The sequence below is a fragment of the Limisphaera sp. 4302-co genome, assembly GCF_049537155.1.
In the GTDB taxonomy this organism is placed as follows: Bacteria; Verrucomicrobiota; Verrucomicrobiia; order Limisphaerales; family Limisphaeraceae; genus Limisphaera.
The window spans coordinates 19,703-43,649 of sequence record NZ_JBMVQZ010000012.1; the positions used below are offsets into that span (position 1 = coordinate 19,703).

A 23,947-nucleotide genomic window follows, 5' to 3' on the forward strand; every position below is an offset into this window, starting at 1 on the left:
GTCATGAGCCGGTACCTCGACGAGTTCGGATTCAACGCCTTTAATCTGTTCGGGCACAAGTCACCCCCCTTTCCCAACCCTCTGGGCGGCCACTACGCATACGGCACCAACTGGTTCGTTCGATTTGCCGAGCTGATGGACCGCATCGGTCATCACCTGCGGCTCCGAGACTGGATGAACCGCGCCTATTGTTACTGGGCGGACGAACCTCAGGGCAGCCGGTTCTCTGAAATCATCACCGGAATGGACGCCCTCCGGGCCGCCGCACCCGACCTGCGCCGCCTCCTGACGTTCAACGTCTCCCCTGTCCAGCCCTACGACGACCCCCTCAACACGCGCGTCGACATCTGGACACCCATGGCTCACCTTGCGGTCAGCCCGCGGTTCACCAACCGGATGGCCCTGGGAGAAGAACTCTGGTGGTACGTCGCCGTGGCCCCGACCGCGCCGTACCCCAACTACTTCATTGACCACCCGGCCGTGGCCCACCGAATCCGGTTCTGGGCCCAAAAGGCGCACGGCATTACCGGCGACCTCTACTACGCCATCAACATGTGGATGGGACGAAACCCCTGGGAAGTCACGCGCACTTGGAGCTGGTCGCCCGCCAACGGCGACGGAGTGCTCGTGTACCCACCCTCCCGCCAGCCACCCACCCAGCCGCTCATCGCCCCTCCCACACCCACCGTGCGACTGGAACAGGTCCGCGACGGCCTCGAAGACCTCGAATACTTCTGGCTGGCAGAACAATGGTTGCAGCGTACAACCCTCGAACAGGGCCCGGAATCCCCAACCGCCCTCCAACTGCAACGGGCCCTCTCCAACGCCCTTACCATCGTTCCCCATGTCTCCCGGGTCGAGCTGGACCCGCACGCCCTGCAGAAACACCGCGAGGCCCTGGCCCATGCCATCCGGGACGCCGACGATGGTCGCCCGTGGTGGGTCCAACAACCCGTCTCCAAGGGCGCGGCCTTGGGCGAACGATGTGTCCTCACCGCGGAAGCCCTCGGTTGGCCACCCCCGCAATACCAGTGGTTTTTCAACGGCGCGCCGCTTCAGAACGCCACCCGCCGCCAGCTTGTGCTCGAGTCCTTCTGGCCCGAAACCGAAGGTGAGTACTACGTGGTCGCAACCAACACCCGGGGCGCCATCACCAGCCGCGTCGCCCGAATCCTTGGGACCTGGTCCCGACCTCCCGTCATTCTGCACCAGCCACAGGACCGCGTGGCCCCGGAAGGCGCATCGGTCGTCCTCTCCGTCACTGCAGTACCGGAAGAAGTGCTCGGTTACCAATGGTACCGGGACGGGCAGCCGCTGACCGATCCCGCCGCTCGCAGGGCCGTGCTGGACCTTGGTCGTGTCACACCGGCCGACAGCGGCCGCTACCACGTGGTCGTCTGGAACTCACTGGGCGCCACAACCAGCCGCGTGGCCTCCGTGGCCGTGTTCGGACTCTGGTCTCACCAAACACCGATCGACTTCACCCACCCGTGGGCCGTGTGGCTCGCCTCCTCCCAGCCCCCGGCCGATTGGGTGCGGCCCGACTTCGACGACTCTTCCTGGCCCGTCTCCGGAGCCCCGCTCGGCTTTGGCCCGCCCGAGCTGGTCACCAAACTCGACCCGCGGGTGGAGCGGCTGCCCCATACACTGGCACTGCGCACGCGCTTTCATGCCCACTGGAGCCCGGAACCTTCTGTTCAGATCCGCATCCGTGCCGCAGACGGTTTTGCCGTCTATCTCAACGGCCAAAGAATCTTTGCGTGGCAGGCCCCCGAAGGACCCGAACCGCCCTGGGGACCAGCCACCGCCCCCGCACCCGCAGAGACCTCCACCATCGTCGTGCCGATTCCGACCGATGCGCTCCAGCCCGGTTGGAACACGCTCGCCGTCAGCCTCCACCGTTTCATTGCCGACGATCCACCCGTTGCCTGGTGGAGCTTCGATCGCCCGGACGGCTGGTGGCAGGACGAAAGGGAATCTCACCCCCTCACCGTGCAGGGGACCGGTCCCATGCCCGTGGCAGGTCCCGCCGGCAACGCCCTCACCAACGCAGGATCCACCGGTTGGTTGGAAACGCCGGACGCGCCCGCACTGCGCGCCTCCGGACCCTTCACCGTCGGAGGCTGGTTCTCCTACGGGTGGCAGACGGGCGACGATGCAGCCAGCATCGCCATCGAAAAACCGGGCGAGTTCGCACTCTACTACACCGGTACACGAACCAACCGATACCGGTTCCGGGTCGGCAACACCGAAGTCCAGGACCCCACGCCGGGAACGCTCCCGGGGCAATGGCGGTTTGTCGTGGGATGGTACGACGGTTCCCACGCATACATCCAGGTGGACGACGGGCCCGTGTGGGCGATGCCCGCCTCGCCCCCGCAAACAGGAGATCAACCGGTCCGACTCCTCCGCCGCACAGGCCCGCTGGGTGGGTTCGCAGCCGATGACGTCTTCTTTTTCAACCGGCTGCTGGCGCCCGGGGAACTCGAGGCCATCCGCCGCGAGGGCATGCGCAGTGTCGTGGCCCGACAAAGGGCGGATTTCCACCTGGCGCTGCAACTCACCGGCAATGCCGCGCAACCACCCATTCTCACCAGTGCATGGCCCGCCCGGATCGTGCATCGCGCAGGCCAACCCCTGTGGCTGAGCCTCACTGCCGCGAGCGCCTGGCCGGTCACATACCAGTGGCTCAAGGACGAATCGCCCGTGCCGGCCGCCGCCCGGCCGATCTTGGGCTGGAGCAGCCCGACTGTCCAGGACAGCGGCTGGTACAGCCTGGTCGCCAGCAACGCCGGCGGAAGCGTGACCAGTCCGCCCGTGCACCTCCTGGTCGTGCAACCCCCGCAACTCACCCTGCAACCGGACCCCCAAAACAGCGGCTGGCGGCTCTCCTGGACCGGAGTGAACCCCGACGTGATCGGCGTGCTGGAAACCTCGACCAATCTCACCAACTGGACCGAGTGGCGCCGGTGGGAACCCGGAACCTGGCCCCCTTCGGCAACCATTCCCTTGCCCCAGGAAGGACATCGCCGGTTCTATCGGATCCGACTGGAGTGGTAAGAGCGGCGGCTGCAGCACCCCGCCTCCCGCGACCCCTTCACGACCGCCTCCCGGCCCGACCCTGGCCCGGCGCAAAGAGGTCGCGAATCCCGCCCTTGCAGTGTACCCTTCCACAACCGGTGCAGCTTCCGGGGAGCCGCGCCGCGGTGCCCGGGTTCCCACGACCGACGGAACCCGCCTGCCGTGGCGTGCCCCGGCTCCGAACAGGCGAAACAACCATGAAACCCCGCATCCTGGTCGTGGGCAGTTCCAACACGGACCTCGTGGTCAAGGTGCCCCGCTTACCCAGCCCGGGCGAGACCGTCCTCGGCGGGGAATTCGCTTCCCTCGCCGGGGGCAAGGGCGCCAACCAGGCCGTGGCGGCCGCTCGCGCCGGAGGCGAGGTCACCTTCGTCGCCCGCATCGGCGATGACGCCTTCGGCCAGCTCTCCCTAGAGGGCCTCCAAAAAGAGGGCATCCACCTCGGGCACGTCGTCATGGATTCACATCACCCCTCCGGCGTGGCCCTCATCTTGGTGGCCGCGGACGGCCAGAACTCCATCGCCGTCGCCCCCGGCGCCAACGCCCATCTCTCGCCCGCCGATGTGCACCGCGCTGCCCCGGCCTTCCGGACCGCACAAATGCTGCTCGTCCAGCTCGAGATCCCCCTGGCAGCCGTGCAAAGCGCCCTCGAACTGGCCGCCCACCATCGGCTGCCGGTGCTCCTCAACCCGGCACCCGCCCAGCACATCCCCAACGAGTGGTTCCCTCACATCACCTACCTCACCCCAAACGCCCGCGAAGCCTCCGCCCTGTCCGGCATCGAGGTCACCGACCCCGACTCGGCCGCCCGCGCCGCCGCCCGCCTCCGACAAAAGGGCGTGCCCCACGTCATCATCACCCTGGCCGAACAGGGTCTCGTCGTGGACGCACCCCGCCTCCACAAACATCTCCCGGCGTTCCGCGTGAAACCCGTGGATACCACCGCGGCCGGCGACGTCTTTTGCGGTGCACTGGCCGTCGCATGCACGGAAGGACGTCCCCTCCTCGAGGCACTTCGCTTTGCCCAGGCAGCAGCGGCCATCTCCGTGACCCGCTTCGGCGCCCAACGTTCCGCCCCCACGCGGGCGGAAATCCTGCGGTTCTTGGAAGACCGCGCGCGCGAATCGCAGCGCCCACAGCCCGGCACCACCTCCTGAGAGACACTCCCGCCTCAGCCTGCTTGAAGGCACCCGGCAGCCAGTGCTGCACTTCCCGCCCGAATCCCGGCAACCCACCCCGGGTGGGGCGGCCGTTCCCCATCAGCCGCAGAGAGTGCAGTTGCTGTTCCAAGGGCCGCTGGCTGGCTTCAGCAATCTCGGGTGCCACCGCTCGTGGCAGGTACCGCGTCCTCACAATCCAGGTCCAGTTCCTCCATCGTCGCCTCAGGGGCCGGCCGATGGTCAAACGGAAGCTGGGTGGCACGCCGTCGCTCGACAAGTCAGAGCTCTTCCTCCGCCGAAGCCACTCGATTCTTCGGACTCACGCTTACCCAAACCCGACCACGATACCACACTGGAGTTTCCGGTGATGAGTGGACGGTCATGACCACGATATCTCGCCCTGCCACTTGGTCCACCGCACCTCCATGTGAGGAAGTTGTGGAATCAACCCCTCATCCCCCGGAGCGGCAAGGTAGTTGAGCACTCTGTCCGTCACCTGAAGCCCCCGTCGGACGGCCCTGCCCGTCCAAACCGATCACCAGATACCGGGGCCGGCCGTGCCCCGGCAGATCATTCGCCACGGCACAGATGGTCCTTCGAGGGCCGTCGCCCCGCGGCGAACCTCCAACTCCAACCGGTCGGATTCACCTTCCCGCGGCAGTCTTGCCCATTCCTCCATGACACCAGTTACATGCACTCAGCAAAAAGCATGCGGCCACCCCCTGAGGGTCAACCTCCACAAGGAGCCCCCGGGCGTGCGTCCCGAAACTCATCCCGATCGGTCTCGCCCATGACGGGAACGAAACGCCGGTTGCCAGGCAATCCTCCGCCCCCACCCTCGGAAACCTTGGCCAACCACCCGGGCTGCGCCTCTCCGTAGAAACGCTGCGGCCCCCGAAAGCCTGAGCGTTCCTAAAACCCACCCACGCTCTCCGGCAGAGCCGTGCCCTCCGACATCGCAATCTCGGCTCGCAGCAAATCGTGCAGTGTAAAGATTCCGACCGGAACTGAGTCCCCGCCCTCGCAAATGATCAACATGCCCAGCGGCGACTCCAGCAACAGGCGCTGAGCCTCCCGGATCGTGGTGTCCGGACCACACACCGTGGGACGTTCCAGCCTCGGAGGCCGCCCCTCCCGCAAGGCCGCCTCCGCTTCCCACCGCGTCAGCACCCCATCCAGCCGACCGTCCCGCACCACCGGGAACCGCTCATACGGATACGACCGCAGCAACTTCCGCAATGCCTCCGGCTCCACCGAGGTCGCCACCACCGGCCCCGCCGTCATCAGGGTCGTCACCGGCCGTTCCTGCCATTCCCGAATGCCGCGCGGCGGCACCAAATGCTCCACGCGGTGACCATCCTGCACCAGCAGCGCATCATAGAAATTGTGACGCGACATGCGCCGGCTGACGGCCTGACTGATCAACGCCGCCACCATCAGCGAGGGCACCAACTCGAATTCGTGCGTCATCTCGAACACGATCAGCATCCCCGTGATCGGCGCCCGGACCACCGCCCCCAGACAGGCGCTCATCCCCACCACCCCCAGCAGGACCTGATCGTCCGGCGTCAGTTCCAGCGCCCCGCCCGCAGCACCACCCATGAGCAAACCGCACATCCCGCCCAAAAACAGCGTCGGCGAAAAAATCCCGCCGCAGCCGCCAAACCCGTAACACGCCACCGTGGCCAGGAACTTGGTCGCCAGGAGAATCCCCGCCTGCGTCCACGGCAACTGATGCGCCAGCCCCGCCGAAAGATCTTCATACCCGAGACTGAACACACCCAGCCTCCCGGTCAGCAGAAACACCGGCACCCCCAGGGCCCACGTCACCAACCCGCCCAGCGTCGGTCGCAACCACATCGGAATCCCCGAGAGCGCACGATGCTGTCGCTGGTTCCGCAGTGCCAGCGTCGCCTTCTGAAACGCCACCCCCACCAAGGCCGCCGCCACCGCCACAAAAGGCACCATCCCATACACCGCCCAGCCCGAGGGCTGCACCGGCTCCAGGGTAAACGCCGGTTGCCGCCCCACCACCGCATGCACCGTGAACGCCCCCAGCACCGAAGCCAGCAAGACACTGCCCAGAATCCGGCTGTTCAGGTCCTGGACGATCTCCTCCAGCACGAAGGTCACCGCCGCCAGCGGCGTGTTGAACGCCGCAGCCAAACCCGCAGCCGCACCCGCCGCCGTCGCCAACCGTCGCGACTGCTTCGGCTCCCCCATCACACCAGCCGTGCTGGAAGCCACCGCCGCCGCCAGTTGCACGCTCGGACCCTCCCGACCCAGACTGGCCCCGCCACCAATGCTCAACACCCCGGCCACGAACTTCACCCACGCCACCCGCCACGGGATGTAACCAAAGTCCTTCCAAAAGGCCACCTTCACCTGGGGAATCCCGCTCCCGCGCGCCTCCGGACAAAACCGGTACAACAACCAGCCCGTCACCGCCCCCGTCCCCAACACACACGCCAAACTGCCCCACACAAACACCCGCGTCGGACCCTCGCTCAGCCGTTCCAACCCCGCTCGATACACCGCGTGCGCGGCCACCCCAAAAGCCACCGCCGCCGCACCCGCCGCCAGCCCGTACACCACCGTCCGCACCACCAACTGCGTCCGGCGGGGCCAGCGCCCCCATGTCTCCCGGCCCAGCTCCCGGGCCCGATCCCAAAAGCGCCTCAGATCCATCCAGCCTCAAAAATCGCGCCGGCTCCGCCAATCCCGGAACCGGCATGCCCTGCCTGCCAGTCTGGGCCCTGAACCGCGAAACGCAAGCAAACGACCGGCACCCCAACCGTGGTCCTCACGCATCCGGCACCGGCCCCGGTCCCGAAAGATGACCAACCCCGAAAGCGACGCCGACCCGAAACCCGTTTCACCTCGATCCACGCACAGGACCGGCATCCTCAATCCACACCGCCCGACCGCGGTCCGACCCTGTCAGCACCGGCCGCTCCCCCGCCGGCCTCCGCCCGCAAACGCCCCAACTCACGCATCGCCCGCCACCGCGCCAGGTTCCACGTCCGCCAGTCCCAAACCGGTTCACCCCAGCGACGCACCCACGCCCTCTCCAACAGCTCGCGTTGTTCCGGACGGAGTCGATCCCACATCCGCGCGATCACCGGCACCGCGTCGGCCCGCAAACCCGCCAGATACTTCACGTCCAACTCATGCCCGCGCGTCGCCCTCGACAGATTCACCCCTGCCGCCCACGCCTGCGGGTTCAGCCCGCCCACAAGCCACACCCACAGCATCCCCGCAAGCCACGCCACCGGCAAAAAGCGCCCCTCCCGATCCCGCAAAACCGTGCACGCAAACCACACCAACACCACGCCCACCCACCCCAGAAATGCCGCTGCGTAAATCCGGCTCTCCGTCAAACCGAACCGGGCCACGTACAACATCAACCGCTGCACCGCCGACACCATCACCCACCCCACCCACACCAGCAAAAACACCGCCAACACCCGGTACACGCGGCCGCCGATGCCGTCCCGCCGCTCCAGCACCGCGTGCCCTCCCCACAACACCACCAGAACCAACCCCGCTACCGTCACAAGCTCGAAAAACCCCTGCCGGGCGTATTCGGCCACCGTCAGACCCGCCGTCGCCAGCACCGTCTCCAGACCGCCGAACCAGTACCGAAACTGCGCCGCCGCCCAGATCGCAAACATCAGGTTCAGCACCCCCAAAGGCAGCGCCACAGCCACCCAGCCCGGCCGCCGAAACTCCAAACCCCGGACCGACCGGCGAACGACATCCCCGCGCGTCTGCCCGAGCAACCGCAAATAACCTCCCGCCAGCCCACCCAGCCCCATCGTCACCACCACGTGCGACACCGGCTTTCCCCAATCCCAACCCAGCAAAACATCCGTCCAACGCCGGAACAACGGATCCCCGGCCCGCAACAACGCCCCAAACACCACCAACACCACCAGCCCGAGCAACAAGCCCACCCCCACGCTGACCCATGCCCGCCTCCGCCGGCCCGAACATCCCGCATCCTCACCCAGCCGCCTCATCCACGAGAGCGCCACCCCGACAAGGCTTGCCAGGTCCTCCAAACCGTCCACGATCACACCACCCGCCCGCAGCCGTGAAAGCCGCGTACCGCGGCAACCCAGCCACCACCACAAATGTCCCCCAAAAAATGCCAGCAGGCCCAGCACAAGAAGGAATTCGCTGTCCCGCCACACCCACAACCCCAGGCACGCCAACCCGAGCCCCAATCCCAACAAGCCGGCGCCACGACTCCCGGCCCATCGGTCCCAGCCAGAAACCGCCGCCGCCCCCGTCAACAACCCGCCCCACAGGAACGCGCCCAACCCCCAGGGAACACCCCGCAGCCACCAGTCGCCCAAAACACCCAGCGCCACCCCCGCAATCCACAAATGCCGCGGTTTCATGATCATTCTCCCCACCAGCCCACCTCGGACACTCCAAACCACACAGTAGTCAACGAACCGGCCCCTCGACGCGCCTGCAGCTAAGACTCGCCCGATGCGTGAACCGTTCAACCCCAATCTGCTGACCATGCCCGCCAACAGCTCGCCTGAAACCATGGACTACGAAAGCCATCAGACCCTGCCCGCTTGTTGCATCTCCTCGTCCTCACCACCCCGGCGCCGGCTTCGCCAGAGAGCCGGCGTGGGAAACGTTGGTGGCTCGAAAATGACTCGGACCTGCCCGGCCGTTTCTCTACCCGCACCGGTGACCCGGACCGAACCTCGGCACACTCCGAACAGGCCTGGCTGCGTCGGGTGCGCGTGCGGTTGATCGAAGAGAGCGAACGTCCCAGCTTCGACCAGCTGCTTGAAAAACATCACTACCTCCACAACCGCCGCCCGGGCGGGCGCAGTCTCCGCTACGTGGCCGAGCTCGATGGCCAGTGGGTGGCCCTGCTGAGCTTCAGCGGGGCGGCCCCGCGCGTCAAAGCCGGGGATCGGAAGATCGGCCGGACTGCGCGCCAACGGGTCCGGCGGCTGCATTTTGTGGTCAACAACAGCCGCTTTTTGGTCCTGCCCGATCGGGGTCGCCATCCCAACCTGGCCTCGCGGGTACCGGGGCTGTGTCTGAAGCGGCTCAGCCGGGACGGGCAGGCGCGCCGGTAGAAGCGCTGATCGCCAGCAAGGCCATGTCTGTCCAGCGGGAGCCCCGCGCGCTCGTGACCCAAAAACCGGTAGCCGATCCCCTCCAGGGGCTCGAAGGCAGCCACGGCGCCATGCGGGAACGGGCGCAACAGCGCCTGCCCCGGCGATGTTTTGCCCGGATTCGGGGCCCATCGCCCCCGGCCCCCTCTGGCCCACGCAGATGAAATGGCCCTGCGGGCGGACTTTTCAGGGTTTCGAAATGACTTTGACAGTTGGGAGCACTCTCCTAATCTGAGTGCTCCGGGTTTGCAAGCGAGGGAATTCTTATGGCAAAACTGACCGTTCGGGATCTGGACGTGCGCGGGAAACGCGTGTTTGTGCGGGTCGACTACAACGTGCCGCTCGAAGAGCGGGGCGGACAGATGGTCATCACCGACGACACGCGCATTCGCGAGACCCTGCCGACGCTGCGGCTGCTGATCCAGAAGGGCGGCCGCCTGATTCTGGCCTCTCACCTGGGCCGCCCCAAGGGCAAGCGCGAACCCTCCATGTCCCTCCGGCCCGTCGCGGCCCGCTTGGCCGACCTCCTGGGACGTCCGGTGGCTTTCGTGGACGATTGCATCGGGCCCAAGGTCGAACAGACGGTCGCAGCGTTGAAGGACGGTGACGTCCTACTGCTGGAAAACGTGCGGTTTTACCCCGAAGAAGAGAAAAACGACCCTGCGTTTGCCGAAAAGTTGGCCGCCCTGGCGGATGTCTACGTAAACGACGCCTTCGGCTCCGCCCACCGGGCCCATGCCTCCACCGAGGGCGTGGCCCGCGTCATCGCCCGGCGGGGCGGTCTGTGTGCCGCCGGCCTGTTGATGGAACGGGAACTCAAGTTCCTCGGAGACGAACTGGAGAACCCGGCACGGCCCTTCGTCGTCATCCTCGGCGGGGCCAAGGTCTCCGACAAAATCAAGGTCATCGACCGCTTGTTGGAGAAGGCCGACACGATCCTGATCGGCGGCGCCATGGCCTACACCTTCCGCCTGGCACAGGGCTACCAGACCGGCAAATCGCTGGTGGAACCCGACAAGGTGGACGTGGCCCGGGCGGCGTTGGACAAGGCCGCGGCGCGCAAGGTGCAGTTCCTCCTGCCGGTGGACGATGTGGTGGCCACGCCGGTCGAAACGGGCAAGGTGGACAAGAAAGGCCGGCCCGTCATCGAGTACCAAAACCCGCGGGTGAACACCGATCCGAACTGCCCGCCGGACGCCGCCGGCCTGGACATCGGCCCCGCCACGGTCAAGGCCTACAGCGACGTCATCATGCGTGCCCGCACCATCCTGTGGAACGGGCCGATGGGACTTTTCGAGAATCCGCAATTCGCCGCAGGCACCAACGCCATCGCCCACGCCGTGGCCCAGGCCACGCAAACCAACGGCGCCCTCAGCATCATCGGCGGCGGCGACAGCGTCAAAGCGGTCAACAAAGCCGGGTTGGGCTCGCAGGTCACCTTCATGAGCACCGGTGGCGGCGCCAGCCTGGAGTTCTTGGAGGGCCGTGAACTGCCGGGCGTGGCCGCGTTGACCGACCGGCCGGAGAGCAGCGGTGGAAGCTGCGCCTGCTGCTGTGGCTGAGCACCCGCTCCGCAGCTCATCCCCGAGCCGAACGGAACCGAACAAAAACCGGCAACCCGCAAAGAAAACCGATGCTGCAGAGAATCGCATGGAAAAGGAACGCAAGCTGATCATCGCCGGCAACTGGAAGATGAACAAAACGGTCGCTGAGGCCGTGGACCTGGTGAAGGGTCTGAAGCTGGAGCTGGCCGGCGTCAAGGAGGTGGACCTGGTCGTTTGCCCGCCGTTCACCGCCCTGTGCGAGGTCTCCAAGCTGCTGCTGGACTCCAACATCCGCCTGGGCGCCCAGAACATGAACGAAAACCCGGCCGGGGCCTACACCGGCGAGATCGCCGCCTTCATGCTCAAGGAGTTCTCCGTCCGGTACGTGATCCTCGGACACTCGGAGCGCCGCACCTACTTCGGCGAAACGGATGAATGGGTGGCCCGCAAGGCCCGGGCCGCTCACGCCGCGGCACTCAAACCCATCGTCTGCGTGGGGGAAACCCTGGAGGAACGCGAACAGGGCCGTACCGAGGCCGTGCTGGAACGGCAGGTCCGCGGCAGCCTGGCCGGTCTGACCCGCGAGCAAATCCTGGAAACCATCATCGCCTACGAACCGGTCTGGGCCATCGGCACCGGCCGCAACGCCACGCCGGAACAGGCCCAGCAGGCCCACGCATTCATCCGCGGTCTGCTGGCCGGGATGTACGACGACGCCGTCGCACGCCGCGTACGCATCCAGTACGGCGGCAGCGTGAAGCCTTCCAACGCCCGCGACCTGATGTGTCTGCCGGACGTGGACGGCGCCCTCGTCGGTGGCGCCTCCCTGGAAGTCCGCAGCTTCGCCGACATCGTAAAAAACTCCATCTGATTCACTCACCATGGGCTTCTTCATCGGATTGCTCACATTCCTGCTGGTCCTGAACTGTCTGCTGCTGATCCTGCTGGTGCTGGTCCAGTTGCCCAAGAAGGAGGCAGGCGCGGGACTCGCCTTCGGCGGCTCGGCCACCGACGCCCTGTTCGGAGCCGGCACCGGCACGGTCCTGACGCGCATCACCAAGTATTGCGCCGGCCTGTTCTTCATCCTGACGATCGTTCTGGGAGTCCTTCAGAGCGCACACCACCGCCGCTCCACGCGCGAGTTCCAAGAACAGCTTCAAACCCAGACGACCGCGCCCCTCCTCCCCGGCCCCGGCACCACACTGCCCGCGGCCGCGCCTCCGCCCGGCCCCACCAACCCGGCAGCCACCCCGGCGGTGTCGACCCCGGCAGGAACGCCGCCGACCACCCATCCGCCCGCACCGGCCGGGACCAACGGCGCCGGAAACTGAACCGGCCTGCGGCAGACCGGGGATTCGTGGGCTCGGCCGCCCCTTTCCTGCAATCAACGGGGCCCGGCGCACGAAACGACCCCGCCCCGCCGGCTGAGGATGATCCATCGCAAGCATTGACACAGGGCCCGATTTGTGCTGGAATACTGGGCCCCACTTGAGGGGCAAACCATGAGTTACGCAGTCATCGAAACGGGTGGCAAACAGTATCGGGTGACCATGGGCGACACGCTCGAGGTGGAACGCCTGCCGGTGCAAGCCGGCCAGACGACCACCATTGACCGCGTGTTGCTGGTCAACTTGGACGGTCAGGTCCGCGTGGGCACGCCCACCGTGGCGGATGCAACGGTGGTGGCGGAGGTGGTGGCCCACAAGCGCGGCGAAAAGAAGATCATCTGGAAGATGAAACGCCGCAAAGGCTACCACAAGTTGCAGGGACACCGCCAGGAACTGACGGTGATCAAGGTCAAGGAAATCAGGGCTTGAGGATCGGTTTATGGCACACAAAAAGGGTCAGGGGAGCGTCCGGAACGGCCGCGACAGCAACAGCAAGCGCCTGGGCGTCAAGGCGTTCGGAGGCGAGTTCGTCACCGCCGGCAGCATTCTGGTGCGGCAGCGCGGCACCAAGTTCGTCCCCGGCCTGAACGTCGGCGTGGGCCGGGATTGGACGTTGTTTGCCCTGAAGTCGGGCCGCGTCTCATTTGACAAGGGCGGTCGCCGCGTCAATGTGATTGCAGAGGCAGTGGCCGCGGGATCGCCCGCCGGCAACTGAAGCCGATCGCGCAACGTCTGCCTGCCGGCGAGGCGCAAGCCTCGCCTTTTTTCTTGGATCCACCAGGTCCCTGACCGGGCGGGCGCGCGCCCGGACAAACCAACCGGACCCGACGCATCCGGATCGAAAACGAGTCGAACGTGTTCATCGACGAGGTCAAAATCTACGCACGCGCAGGACACGGAGGTCGCGGCTGCGTGGCCTTCCGGCGGGAAAAATACCGTCCCAAGGGCGGGCCGGACGGCGGCGACGGCGGTGACGGCGGCAGCGTCATCCTGCGCGCCGACCATGACCTGAACAACCTCATCGCCCAGTACTACCAGCCCCGGCTGATCGCGGAGGACGGTGAACACGGCCAGGGCAAGGGCATGAAAGGGCGCTCGGGCCGGGACCTCATCGTGCGCGTGCCCTGCGGGACACTCGTCTGGCGACTGAGCCCGCCTCCGGAGAAACCCGCCCCCCGGGAAAAGGGCCCACCCACCCGCCTGCCCACTGCGGTCCGGCCCCTGTTGCCCTACGCAGGCCGGCCCGAACCCGAACGGACAGCCTCGCTCCTGGCGGACAAGGCACACGTTCCCGGACCGGTTCGGGGTGAATTGGTGGCCGACCTGACCGAGCACGGCCAGGAATTCGTCCTGTGCCGGGGCGGCCGCGGCGGGCTGGGCAACAAACATTTCGCCACCCCCACCCAGCAGGCCCCTCGCTTCGCCCAACCGGGCGAGCCGGGAGAAGAAGGCGAGTTCCTGCTGGAACTGCGAATGATCGCCGACGTCGGCCTGGTCGGCTACCCCAACGCCGGCAAGTCCACCCTCCTGACCGCCATCTCACGGGCCCGGCCGAAGATTGCACCCTATCCGTTCACCACGCTGCATCCGCAGATCGGCATCGTGGAATACCCGGACTACCGCCGGCTGGTCGTCTGCGACGTGCCCGGCCTGATCGAAGGCGCCCATCGCAACGTGGGCCTCGGACACGCCTTCCTCCGACACATCGAACGCTGCAAGGTGCTGCTCATCCTCCTGGACATGGCCGGCACAGACGGCCGCCAGCCCTGGGACGATTACCACCACCTGCTGGAGGAGCTGGAACTGTACGATCCCTCGCTTCTGGAACGACCGCGACTGGTCGTCGCCAACAAAATGGATGAACCCGCGGCCGAGGCGAATCTGCGCCGTTTCAAGCGCCGCGTGCCGCGCACGCCCGTGCTCGCCATCTCCGCGGGGTTGGGCGAGGGAGTGGAACGACTCAAGAAGGTCATGCGCCAGGCCGTGGAGGCAGCCGGTGCCGGCGCACCGTTGCCCTTTCGGGTGCCGCGTTGAGCCGCCCGCAGGCCCGCCGCAATTCCGGCTGCCCCCGACCCGCGGCGGCGCTAAAGTGACCCCATGTTGAAGGCGGGGATCATCGGCCTGCCCAACGTGGGCAAGTCCACCTTGTTCAACGCGCTGGTCCGGGCACACCTGGCCCCGGCGGCCAATTATCCCTTCTGCACCATCGAGCCGAACCGGGGCGTCGTCGCCGTGCCGGACCCGCGCCTGGATGCCCTGGCCCGCGTCGTCGGGGTCGAAACGCGCATACCCGCAGCCATCGAGTTCGTGGACATCGCCGGACTGGTCCGGGGGGCCTCCCGGGGCGAGGGCCTCGGCAACCAGTTCCTGGCCCACATCCGCGAAGTGGACGCCCTGGTGCACGTGGTCCGCTGTTTCGACGACCCCGACGTGGCGCACGTCACCGGCACACCCGACCCCCTCCGCGACATCGAGATCGTGTTGACGGAGCTCATACTGGCAGACCTGGAGGTGCTGCGCCGGCGGCGCGAACGACTCGCGCGCGAGATCCGGGCCGGAAACAAGGCCGCCCAGACCGAGGACCAGCTCTGGCAACGCGTCCAAACCCACCTCGAGTCCGGCCGGCCCGCCTCCACCGCCGGTCTGTCCCGGGACGAAGAAACCCTGCTCTCCGCCTGTCCCATGCTGACCGCCAAACCGACCGTCCTTGCCGCCAACGTGCGGGAGGAGCAACTCGCGCGGCTCGATTCGGATCCGCGCGTGCGCGCCGTCCGCCAATACGCACGCGAACATCACGGCTGCGAAACCGTCGCGCTCTGCGCCCAATTGGAAAGTGACCTCGTGGACCTGAGCCCCGACGAGGCGGCAGAGTACCTCCGCAGCCTTGGCATCACCGAAACCGGCGTGAACGAACTCATTCGCGCCACCTGGCGCCTGCTGAACCTCCGGACCTTCTTCACCTTCAACGAACGCGAGGTCCGGGCCTGGACCATCCCGGCCGGCACACCCGCCGCCAAAGCGGCCGGGAGGATCCACACCGACTTCGAACGCGGCTTCATCCGGGCCGAACGCGTCTTCTGGAAAGACCTGGTCGAAGCGGGGTCGGTGGCCCGGGCCCGCGAACAGGGCCATTACGCCCACGAAGGCCGCGACTACGAGGTCCGGGACGGCGACGTGCTGCTGTTCCGCTTCCACGTCTGAGGCCCGTCCGCCTCGAAAAGCCGCGCTGATGACCCGCCAGCCTGCAGGCGCCGAACGGGCACAGCCCCGCATCCTCCCAACACACGCCCTCACCGCCGGAGGCAACCCCCGGAAAGCGCAGCCCGGCCGATGCCTGCCGGGCTCGCGCCACCCCCAACACCCACCCTCCTTCCGTCCGGTCCGGGTTGACACACCAGCGGGTGGCGTGCTTTGATTCCTCACGAACTAGGACGGAAACCTAAACGCGGCTTATGAGCAACCAGACCACACCCACCTCCACCGTCTCCCTGCTTCAGGAACGTCGCACCTTCCCGCCCCCGCCGGAGTTCGTCCGGCAGGCCTACATCAACGCCGAGCAATACCGGCAGATGTACGAGCGGTCCGTGAAGGACCCGGAAGGCTTCTGGCTGGAGCAATGTGAGGCGCTTGAATGGTACAAAAAACCCACCGTGGCCCGGAAATACGTGTGGAACACGAAGGAACGCAAAATCCAACACACCTGGTTCGAGGACGGCGAGCTCAACGTCTCGGTCAACTGCCTGGACCGACACGTGCGCACCGGCCGGGCCAACAAGGTGGCCCTGATCTGGCAGGGCGAGCCCGAGAATGACGTGATCAAACTCACCTATCAGGAACTGCTGGAACAAGTCTGCCGGTTCGCCAATGTGCTCAAAAGCCTCGGAGTCAAACGCGGGGACCGGGTCAGCATCTACCTGCCCATGATCCCCGAACTCCCCATCGCCATGCTCGCCTGCGCCCGCATCGGCGCCATCCATTCCGTTGTCTTCGGCGGCTTCAGCGCCGAGGCACTGGCCGGTCGCATCAATGACTCCACCTGCAAGATCCTGATCACCGCCGACCAGGGCCTGCGCGCCGGCAAGCAGATCCCGCTCAGGAGCATTGCCGAGGAAGCCCTTGCCCATTGTCCCAGCATCGAGAAGGTGGTGGTGGTGCGTCGGACAGGGGCAGAGATCCCCTGGAAGGAGGGCCGGGATCTGTGGTGGCACGAGCTGATGGCCCGGGCACCCGCCTGGTGCGAACCGGAGCGCATGAAGGCCGAAGATTACCTCTTCATGCTCTACACCTCCGGTTCCACGGGCAAACCCAAGGGTGTCGTGCACTCCACCGCAGGCTACCTCCTCCACGTGACGCTCACCACCAGGTACGTGTTCGACATCAAAGAGGATGACCGGTTCTGGTGCACGGCCGACATCGGTTGGGTCACCGGCCACAGCTACATCGTCTACGGGCCGCTCTCCAACGGGTTCACCAGCCTCATGTTCGAGGGCGTGCCCACCTGGCCCGATCCGGGCCGGTTCTGGAAGATCGTCGAAAAGTTCCGCGTCACCCAGTTCTACACCGCCCCCACCGCCATTCGTTCGCTCATCCGGCAGGGCGAGGAATGGCCCAACAAGTACGACCTCAGCTCCCTCAAGGTCCTCGGCACGGTGGGCGAACCCATCAATCCCGAGGCCTGGATCTGGTACTACCGCGTCATCGGTAAAGAACGCTGCCCCATCGTGGACACCTGGTGGCAAACCGAGACCGGCGGGCACATGATCACACCCCTGCCCGGGGCTCATGTGCTGAAACCCGGCAGCGCCAGCCGCCCGTTCTTCGGCGTCGAACCCGTCGTGTTGCGCGACGACGGTACCGAATGCGGGCTCAACGAGGGCGGCAAACTCTGCATCAAGAAACCCTGGCCCGGCATGGCCCGCACCACATGGGGCGACCACGACCGGTTCATCGACACCTACTTCACCATGTACCCCGATCTCTACTTCACAGGGGATGGCGCCCGGGTGGACGAGGACGGTGACTACTGGCTGTTGGGGCGCATCGACGACGTGGTCAACGTCTCCGGCCACCGCATCGGCACCGCCGAGGTCGAAAGTGCACTGGTGAGCCATCCCAAGGTTGCCGAGGCCGCCGTGGCGCCCATGCCCCACGAGATCAAGGGCCAGGCCCTCTACGCCTTTGTCACCCTGAAGGATGGCGTGGAACCTTCCGAGGAACTGAGGAAGGAACTGATCGCCCACGTCCGGAAAGAAATCGGTCCCATCGCCACGCCGGACAAGATCCAGTTCGCTCCCGCCCTCCCCAAGACCCGCTCCGGCAAGATCATGCGCCGCATCCTGCGCAAGATCGCCGAAGGACAGCCCGACCAGATCGGCGACACCACCACCCTGGCCGATCCCTCGGTGGTCGAAATCCTGGTAAAGGGCCGGGTCTGAGCACACGGTCCGTTGCGGGAGGACGCCGCCGCGCCGGCGTCCTCCCGCCTTCCCTCACCGGGCAGTTTCCGCACCCGTCATTCCGGGCACCGCCCGGCCCTCCATGTCACACGCCTGCACGGGCCCGACCACCCTGGCAGCCCACCCCGGGGCCTTCGCGGTGTGACCCCTCCTGACACCCGAAGAGCCCCCACCGTGCGGCTGCGGAGACCTGCGGCCTCGCACGGTTTTTGTGCGCGGGCACCGCATGCGGTGACGCGACCGAGGGGAAGGAAACAAGGCGGTTGCGCCAATCCACACCGATGCGGCGCGTCAACGGGAGGCTTCTTCGATGACCGGCAGCCCCAGGGCACGTTCCCAGCGGGCGCGCGCGACCACGCAGTCGCGCAAGGCCTGCGCGTGTATGGAACGGGCTTCCGTGAGGGCGGTCTGGGCACTGAGCACGTCCAGTTGGGTGCCTGTCCCGGCGGCGGCACGGGACTGCGCCAGGCGCAGGGCCTCCTCGGCCTCCTCCTGCACCTTCGCCGTGGAGGCCAGTACTTCCTGCGCTTCTGTCAGGCGCGAATAGGCGGTGCGAACCTCGAGCTCGATCCGCCGCCGCATGTCCTCCCATTCCACCCGGGCCCGTTCCCTGCGGGCCTGTGCCTCCAGAACGCGGCCGTGGGTGGCTCCGCCGTCGAACAGGCTCCAGCGCAACTGGGCCCCGGCCAACCACCCGCCGATGCCCCGGTCCAGTTCATCACGAAACGTGGGGCTGTGCACATCGTAACCGGCGAACAGTTCCACGGCGGGTTTGTATCCGGCCCGGGACTGGCGCACGGCTTCGGCCTGCAAAGACTCGGCATGACGCAACACGGCAAGCTCGGGCCGTTGTTTCAAGGCCTGTTCCAATCCGGCGGTCAGGTCGGGTCGCATTTCCGGAGCTTCAAGGCGGTCCGCCGGTTCCAACGGCAGATCATCGGAAAACTCCGCCGGGACGTCGAACCCCAAAAGATGCGCCAGTTGTTGACGGGCGATGCGCAGGCTGTTTTGGGCGCGGATCAGGCGCGGCCGCGCATTGGCGAGCTCGACCTGGGCACGGAGCACGTTGAAACGTGGCACCGTGCCGGCCTCGAATCTCTGCCGGGTCTGACGGAGCTCCTCCTCGAGCAACCGAACCGAAGCCTCCTGCACCCGGACCATCTCCGCAGCCAGCAGGACGTCGGCATACGCCGTGCGCACCGCCAGCACGGTGTCGGCAACCGCCGTTTGATAAGCCGCCCGGGCCTGTTGCTCAATCAGACGCGCCGAACGCCGCGCGGAGGTGAGACTGCCACCCTGATAAACGGTTTGCACCAGTCGGATGCCGGCCGACCATTGATCATTGGGAAAGCTGAGGGGCAGGCCCGGCACCGGAAACTGTTCGACGCCCCCGCTCTCTCGCACGGTGTAGCCGGCGCTCGCCTCCAGCCGCGGCAGGGCCACCGCCCGGGTTTGAATGGCAAGGCCCGTCGCAGCCTCCAGGTCCTGGCGGGCCTTGCGCACCTCGGCGTTGTGGGACAGTGCCAGGTCGAGTGCCTCCGCCAAGGTGATTGGCCGCTGCGGCCAGGCAGCGGGCGGTTCGGCTCCACACGCCGGTCCCGGGATCCCGGCAGCCAGAAGAAGTGCCATCATCGAACCCAGCGCTTTCATTCTGATGTCCGTTTGACGTCCGTTCGCCGACCTGCGAGCCGCGTGAGCGGCTCCATCCTGGGGCTGAGCCGCCGCTTCGCGCAAGGTTACGCGCGGCCGGGCCCGGGAACGCTTTCACAGACGGGGTCGCTCATCCAGGGGCAGGTCCTCACCCGGACAAGGTTCCCGGCTTTCCTGTTTCAGGCCGCCTCACCCCATCCCCGCGATCGAGTGGTTCGCAAAAGAAACGGCCCTGTCACACCGGAATCCTGCCACGCTTGCTACGCGTCCCGGTTCAGCCCACCATGGCGGTGAAATGTCGGACTTTGGCCCGTGGATCCCAAAAAAGGATGAGCTTTTGGCAACGCGGGCCAAGCACGGGCCGATGGTTCGGGCATTTTGCTGGGGCCGGGCGAGCTGGGCGGGTGATCCGCTCCCCGGAACATGAGAAGGTTGGGCCCGGAGCCTGCCGGGACGCGTGACGTCCCCGGTCCCGTGCAAGGGCCCGGTACGCGGAATGTTATGCTGGAATCGCTGCTTTCTCCGAACACGGTGGCCGTGATCGGGGCTTCCCGGAGCCCCGGCAAGGTGGGGCATGCCGTGGTGGCCAACCTGCTGGCCAGCGGCTTTCAAGGAACGATTGTGCCGGTGAACCCGCAGGCGAACGAGGTGCTCGGGCTGAAGTGTTATCCGAGCCTGGACGCCTACGGGAAACCGGTGGACCTGGCGGTGATCGTGGTGCCGCCGAAGGCGGTGATGGAGGCCCTGGAGAGCGCGATCCGTGTCGGGGTGAAAGCCGTGGTGGTGATCACCGCGGGGTTCAAGGAAGTGGGTCCGGAAGGTGCGGCGCTGGAGAGGGTGTTGGTCGAACGCTGCAAGGCGGCCGGGATTCGTCTGATGGGTCCCAACTGCCTCGGCGTGATGAACATTCACCACCGGATGAACGCGACGTTTGCGGCGGCCCTGCCGCCGCCGGGGCCCATCTCGGTGATCTCCCAGTCCGGTGCGCTTTGCGTGGCGATCCTGGACTGGGCGGTCAAGGAAAGGCTCGGGCTGAGCAAGGTGCTCAGCATCGGAAACAAGGCCGATCTCAACGAGGCGGACTTCCTGGAGGCACTCGCGCAGGACAAGGAGACCCGGGTGGTTGTGAGCTACCTGGAGAACATCACCGACGGAAACAAATTCCTGCAGGTGGCCGAGGCGGCTGCGTCGGTCAAACCGGTGATCGTCCTGAAAGTGGGGATCACGCAGGCCGGTGCGCGGGCCGCATCGTCGCACACGGGGAGTCTGGCCGGGGCGGACATGGCCTACGGGGCGGCGTTCAAACGGGCGGGGGTGATTCGCGCGGTGCATTTCGAGGAGTTGTTCGACTATGCCCGTGCCTTCGCGGCCCAGCCGCTGCCGCGCAACAACCGGGTGGTGGTGATCACCAACGCGGGCGGTCCGGGCATCATGGCGGCCGACGCGGCCGAAAGCTGCGGCCTGCGGATGGTGCCGCCCTCGGAACCGATCCGACAGCGCCTGCGCGAGGCGCTGCCGCCGGCTGCGTCCGTGGGGAATCCTGTGGACGTCATTGGCGATGCGGATCCGGACCGCTACATGAAGGCGTTCGAACTCATTCAGGAGGACGAGGGCATTGACGCGATCATCGTGCTGGTCACCCCGCAGAACATGACGCGGCCCACCGAGCTGGCGCGTCGCCTGATCGAGGCGCACCGGGGGGTCAAACCGGTCCTGGCCGCGTTCATGGGCGGCCAGGAGGTGGCGGCGGCGCAGGAACTGTTGGTCGGTGCGGGCATTCCCAACTATCCGTCGCCCGAGCGGGCGGTGGCCGCGCTGAAAGCCATGGTGGATTACGCCGCCTGGCGCAACCGGCCGCCCCGCGTGGTGGCTCGGATCGCAGTCAACCGCCGCCGCGTCAACCGGGTGCTCCAATGGCATGTGCGCAGCGGTTCCCCCCAGGTGGGCGAGGTGGAGGCCAAGGAAATTCTGCGCGCCTACGATTTCAACGTGCTGCCGGGTCAACTGGCCCGCAGCGCGGACGAGGCGGTGGAGGTGGCGGAGCGCATCGGCTATCCGGTCGTGCTGAAGATCTCCTCGCCCGACATCATCCACAAATCGGATTTCGGAGGCGTGCGCATCAACCTGGCCACGGCCGACCAGGTCCGGGATGCCTTCGACCTGATGATGGTGCGCATCCAGCGCAAGGCGCCCCGGGCACGCGTGCGGGGTGCGTATGTGGAGAAGATGGGGCCGCGCGGGCGCGAGGTCATTCTGGGCATGACGCGCGACCCGAACTTCGGTCCCCTGCTCATGTTCGGTCTGGGGGGCATTTTCGTGGAGGTGATGAAGGACGTGACGTTCTATCTGGCCCCCATCACCCAGGACGAGGCGATGCAGATGCTCAAGAGCACGCGTTCCTATGCGCTGCTGCAGGGGGCCCGCGGGCAGGAACCGGTGGACCTGGAGGCCATCGCCAGTGCCCTCCAACGCATCAGCCAACTGGCCACGGATTATCCGCAGATCCGGGAATTGGACATCAATCCGTTCGTCGTCGGTCCGGTGGGCATGCGACCGTACGTGGCCGACGCGCGCATGACCCTTTCCGGCATCGAACCTTCCCGCCATGAGCAAGTCGCCCATTAAATACGATCCGAACTGGAAAGAGAAATACGCCGCCCAGATCCAGACGGCCGAGGAGGCCGTCCGGCGGATCCGCCCCGGTCAACGCATCTTCGTGGGCACCGGTTGTGCCGAGCCGTTGACCCTGGTCCGGGCGCTGACGGCCCGGGCAGCCCAGCTGCCCGACACGGAAATCGTTCACCTGCTCACCTTCGGCGAAGCGCCGTACGCGCACCGGGAACTCACGAAATACTTCCGCGTGAACTCGTTCTTCATCGCCGAGAACGTGCGCGACATCATCCAGGAGGGGCTGGGCGACTACACGCCCATTCATCTGTCGGACATTCCGCGCCTGTTCCATTCCGGCCAACTGCCCCTCGACGCAGCCCTCATCCAGGTGACCCCGCCGGATGAAAACGGCATGTGCAGCCTCGGCATCTCGGTGGACATCGTCAAAAGCGCCATCGAAAACGCCTCGCTGGTCATCGCCCAGGTCAATCCCAACATGCCCTGGACGCACGGGGACTCGCTGGTGGACGTGCTCAAGCTGGACGTGCTGGTGCCCTGTGAGGATCCCTTGGTCGAAGTGCCGCCAGCGGAGGTGACCGACGTCACCCGGCAGATCGCCGAGTACGTCGCGGCCCTGATCGACGACGGTTCGACTCTCGAACTGGGCATCGGCAAGATCCCCCACTCGCTTCTGGGCTTCCTGGGCCACAAACGCGACCTGGGGATCCACACCGAGATGATCACCGACGACATCATCCCGCTGATCGAATCGGGGGTCATCAACGGCAAACGCAAGACCCTGGACCGCGGCAAAGTGGTCACCAGTTTCTGCCTCGGCACCCGCAAATTGTACGATTACATCGACCGCAACCCGGTCTTCTCCTTCCAGCCCACCGAATACGTCAACGACCCGTACATCATCAGCCAGCAGCACAAGATGGTGGCGGTGAACGTCGCCCTGGAGGTGGATCTGACCGGGCAGGTTTGCGCGGACTCCCTGGGCTCGAAATTCTTCAGCGGCGTGGGCGGCCAGGTGGACTTCAACCGCGGCGCCGCCAAGGCGCCGGGCGGCAAGGCCATCATCGCCCTGCCCTCCACCGCCCAGAACGGGACCGTTTCGCGCATCGTGACCCGGCTCAGCCCCGGCGCGGGCGTGGTGACCACGCGGGCCGGTGTCAACTACGTGGTGACCGAGTACGGCGTGGCCTACCTGCACGGCAAGAGCGTTTCCGAGCGTGCGCTGGCCCTCATCAGCATCGCCCACCCCAAGTTCCGGGCGCAGCTGCTGCGCGAGGCCATCGAGGCCAAGTATCTCTCGGCGGAAATGGCCGACAAGGAGGGCAAGATCATCATCGGGCCCAAGGAACTCCGCACCACCCTGCTGCTCAGCGACGGGACGCTCATCAATTTCCGGCCCATTCATCCGACGGACGTGCCCCGCATGCGCGAGCACTTCTACAGCCTGTCGCAGCAGTCCATCTATTTCCGCTTCATGCAGGCGGTCAAAGACGGGGTCATCCCGCGGCGGCAGATCGAGGATTTCGTGTACATCGACCACCGCAACGACGTCTGCATCGTGGGCGTGCTGCCCGATCCGGCCGGGGACCAGATCATCGCCATCGGCAGTTACTACCTGAACCCGAAGACCAACCGGGCCGAGGTGGCCTTCACGGTGCACGACGCCTGGCAACGACGCGGGATCGGCACCTTTCTGCTCAAGCACCTCATGCGCATCGCCCGCCGCAATGGCATCAGCGGCTTCACCGCCGAGGTGCTGGTGGAAAACAAGGCCATGCAGGCCGTCTTCAACAAGGCGGACTGCAAGGTCAGCAGCCGACTCGTCGGCAACGTCTATCACTACGACCTTGAATTCACCTGATCCGGCGCGGCCGGCCCCCAGCGGCCGGC

At 66.5% G+C, this 23,947-nt stretch carries 16 protein-coding genes; 13 read left to right on the top strand and 3 right to left on the bottom strand.

Annotation, left to right across the window (positions count from 1 at the left end):
- The first annotated feature begins 3 nt into the window (after nucleotides 1-3).
- Both ACPDIX_RS12055 and rbsK read left to right on the top strand, forming a co-directional pair.
- Entirely contained in the window at nucleotides 4-3,060 is a 3,057-nt protein-coding gene (locus tag ACPDIX_RS12055) for an immunoglobulin domain-containing protein (RefSeq protein ID WP_423432050.1), read from the top strand.
- 218 nt (nucleotides 3,061-3,278) lie between these two features.
- Nucleotides 3,279-4,238 (top strand): ribokinase, encoded by a 960-nt coding sequence (gene rbsK, locus ACPDIX_RS12060; RefSeq protein ID WP_423432051.1) that lies wholly within the window; start codon nucleotides 3,279-3,281, stop codon nucleotides 4,236-4,238.
- A 915-nt stretch (nucleotides 4,239-5,153) separates the two neighbouring features.
- Here the strand turns inward: rbsK and ACPDIX_RS12065 are convergent.
- Together ACPDIX_RS12065 and ACPDIX_RS12070 are read right to left on the bottom strand one after the other, a co-directional pair.
- Nucleotides 5,154-6,929 (bottom strand): chloride channel protein, encoded by a 1,776-nt coding sequence (locus ACPDIX_RS12065; protein WP_423432052.1) that lies wholly within the window; start codon nucleotides 6,927-6,929, stop codon nucleotides 5,154-5,156.
- A 218-nt stretch (nucleotides 6,930-7,147) separates the two neighbouring features.
- Complete coding sequence (locus tag ACPDIX_RS12070) at nucleotides 7,148-8,647, bottom strand: DUF4153 domain-containing protein (protein ID WP_423432053.1); 1,500 nt, start codon at nucleotides 8,645-8,647, stop codon at nucleotides 7,148-7,150.
- 186 nt (nucleotides 8,648-8,833) lie between these two features.
- Here ACPDIX_RS12070 and ACPDIX_RS12075 point away from each other — a divergent pair, with 186 nt between their 5' ends.
- The 9 genes from ACPDIX_RS12075 to acs (ACPDIX_RS12115) all read left to right on the top strand — a co-directional run bounded on the left by ACPDIX_RS12075 (nucleotide 8,834) and on the right by acs (ACPDIX_RS12115) (nucleotide 17,758).
- Nucleotides 8,834-9,352: a Druantia anti-phage system protein DruA gene (locus ACPDIX_RS12075; protein WP_423432054.1), complete on the top strand. Its 519-nt coding sequence runs from the start codon at nucleotides 8,834-8,836 to the stop codon at nucleotides 9,350-9,352.
- 305 nt (nucleotides 9,353-9,657) lie between these two features.
- Nucleotides 9,658-10,953, top strand: a complete 1,296-nt coding sequence (locus ACPDIX_RS12080) for a phosphoglycerate kinase (protein WP_423432055.1) — start codon at nucleotides 9,658-9,660, stop codon at nucleotides 10,951-10,953.
- 88 nt (nucleotides 10,954-11,041) lie between these two features.
- On the top strand, nucleotides 11,042-11,806 hold the full coding sequence (gene tpiA / locus ACPDIX_RS12085) for a triose-phosphate isomerase (protein ID WP_423432056.1): 765 nt from the start codon (nucleotides 11,042-11,044) through the stop codon (nucleotides 11,804-11,806).
- 10 nt (nucleotides 11,807-11,816) lie between these two features.
- Nucleotides 11,817-12,266, top strand: coding sequence for a preprotein translocase subunit SecG (secG, locus tag ACPDIX_RS12090; protein ID WP_423432057.1), 450 nt, complete (start codon nucleotides 11,817-11,819; stop codon nucleotides 12,264-12,266).
- 171 nt (nucleotides 12,267-12,437) lie between these two features.
- Complete coding sequence (gene rplU / locus ACPDIX_RS12095) at nucleotides 12,438-12,752, top strand: 50S ribosomal protein L21 (protein WP_423432058.1); 315 nt, start codon at nucleotides 12,438-12,440, stop codon at nucleotides 12,750-12,752.
- Nucleotides 12,753-12,762: 10 nt separating this feature from the next.
- Nucleotides 12,763-13,038, top strand: coding sequence for a 50S ribosomal protein L27 (gene rpmA / locus ACPDIX_RS12100; RefSeq protein ID WP_423432059.1), 276 nt, complete (start codon nucleotides 12,763-12,765; stop codon nucleotides 13,036-13,038).
- Between the two features lie 140 nt (nucleotides 13,039-13,178).
- Complete coding sequence (gene cgtA / locus ACPDIX_RS12105) at nucleotides 13,179-14,357, top strand: Obg family GTPase CgtA (protein ID WP_423432060.1); 1,179 nt, start codon at nucleotides 13,179-13,181, stop codon at nucleotides 14,355-14,357.
- 63 nt (nucleotides 14,358-14,420) lie between these two features.
- A complete protein-coding gene (gene ychF, locus ACPDIX_RS12110) occupies nucleotides 14,421-15,524 on the top strand; it encodes a redox-regulated ATPase YchF (RefSeq protein ID WP_423432061.1) in 1,104 nt (367 codons plus the stop codon).
- Nucleotides 15,525-15,775: 251 nt separating this feature from the next.
- Nucleotides 15,776-17,758 carry an acetate--CoA ligase gene (acs, locus tag ACPDIX_RS12115; protein WP_423432062.1) on the top strand — a complete coding sequence of 661 codons (1,983 nt, stop codon included), beginning with the start codon at nucleotides 15,776-15,778 and terminating at the stop codon, nucleotides 17,756-17,758.
- A 312-nt stretch (nucleotides 17,759-18,070) separates the two neighbouring features.
- Here the strand turns inward: acs (ACPDIX_RS12115) and ACPDIX_RS12120 are convergent, their stop codons facing one another.
- Nucleotides 18,071-19,429 (bottom strand): TolC family protein, encoded by a 1,359-nt coding sequence (locus ACPDIX_RS12120; RefSeq protein WP_423432063.1) that lies wholly within the window; start codon nucleotides 19,427-19,429, stop codon nucleotides 18,071-18,073.
- Nucleotides 19,430-19,930: 501 nt separating this feature from the next.
- On the opposite strand from ACPDIX_RS12120, the gene acs (ACPDIX_RS12125) reads away from it, so the two are divergent.
- Nucleotides 19,931-22,054, top strand: a complete 2,124-nt coding sequence (acs, locus tag ACPDIX_RS12125; protein ID WP_423432064.1) for an acetate--CoA ligase alpha subunit — start codon at nucleotides 19,931-19,933, stop codon at nucleotides 22,052-22,054.
- A complete protein-coding gene (locus ACPDIX_RS12130; protein ID WP_423432065.1) occupies nucleotides 22,035-23,918 on the top strand; it encodes a GNAT family N-acetyltransferase in 1,884 nt (627 codons plus the stop codon). Before acs (ACPDIX_RS12125) ends, ACPDIX_RS12130 begins: the two co-directional genes overlap by 20 nt.
- Nucleotides 23,919-23,947: the final 29 nt, after the last annotated feature.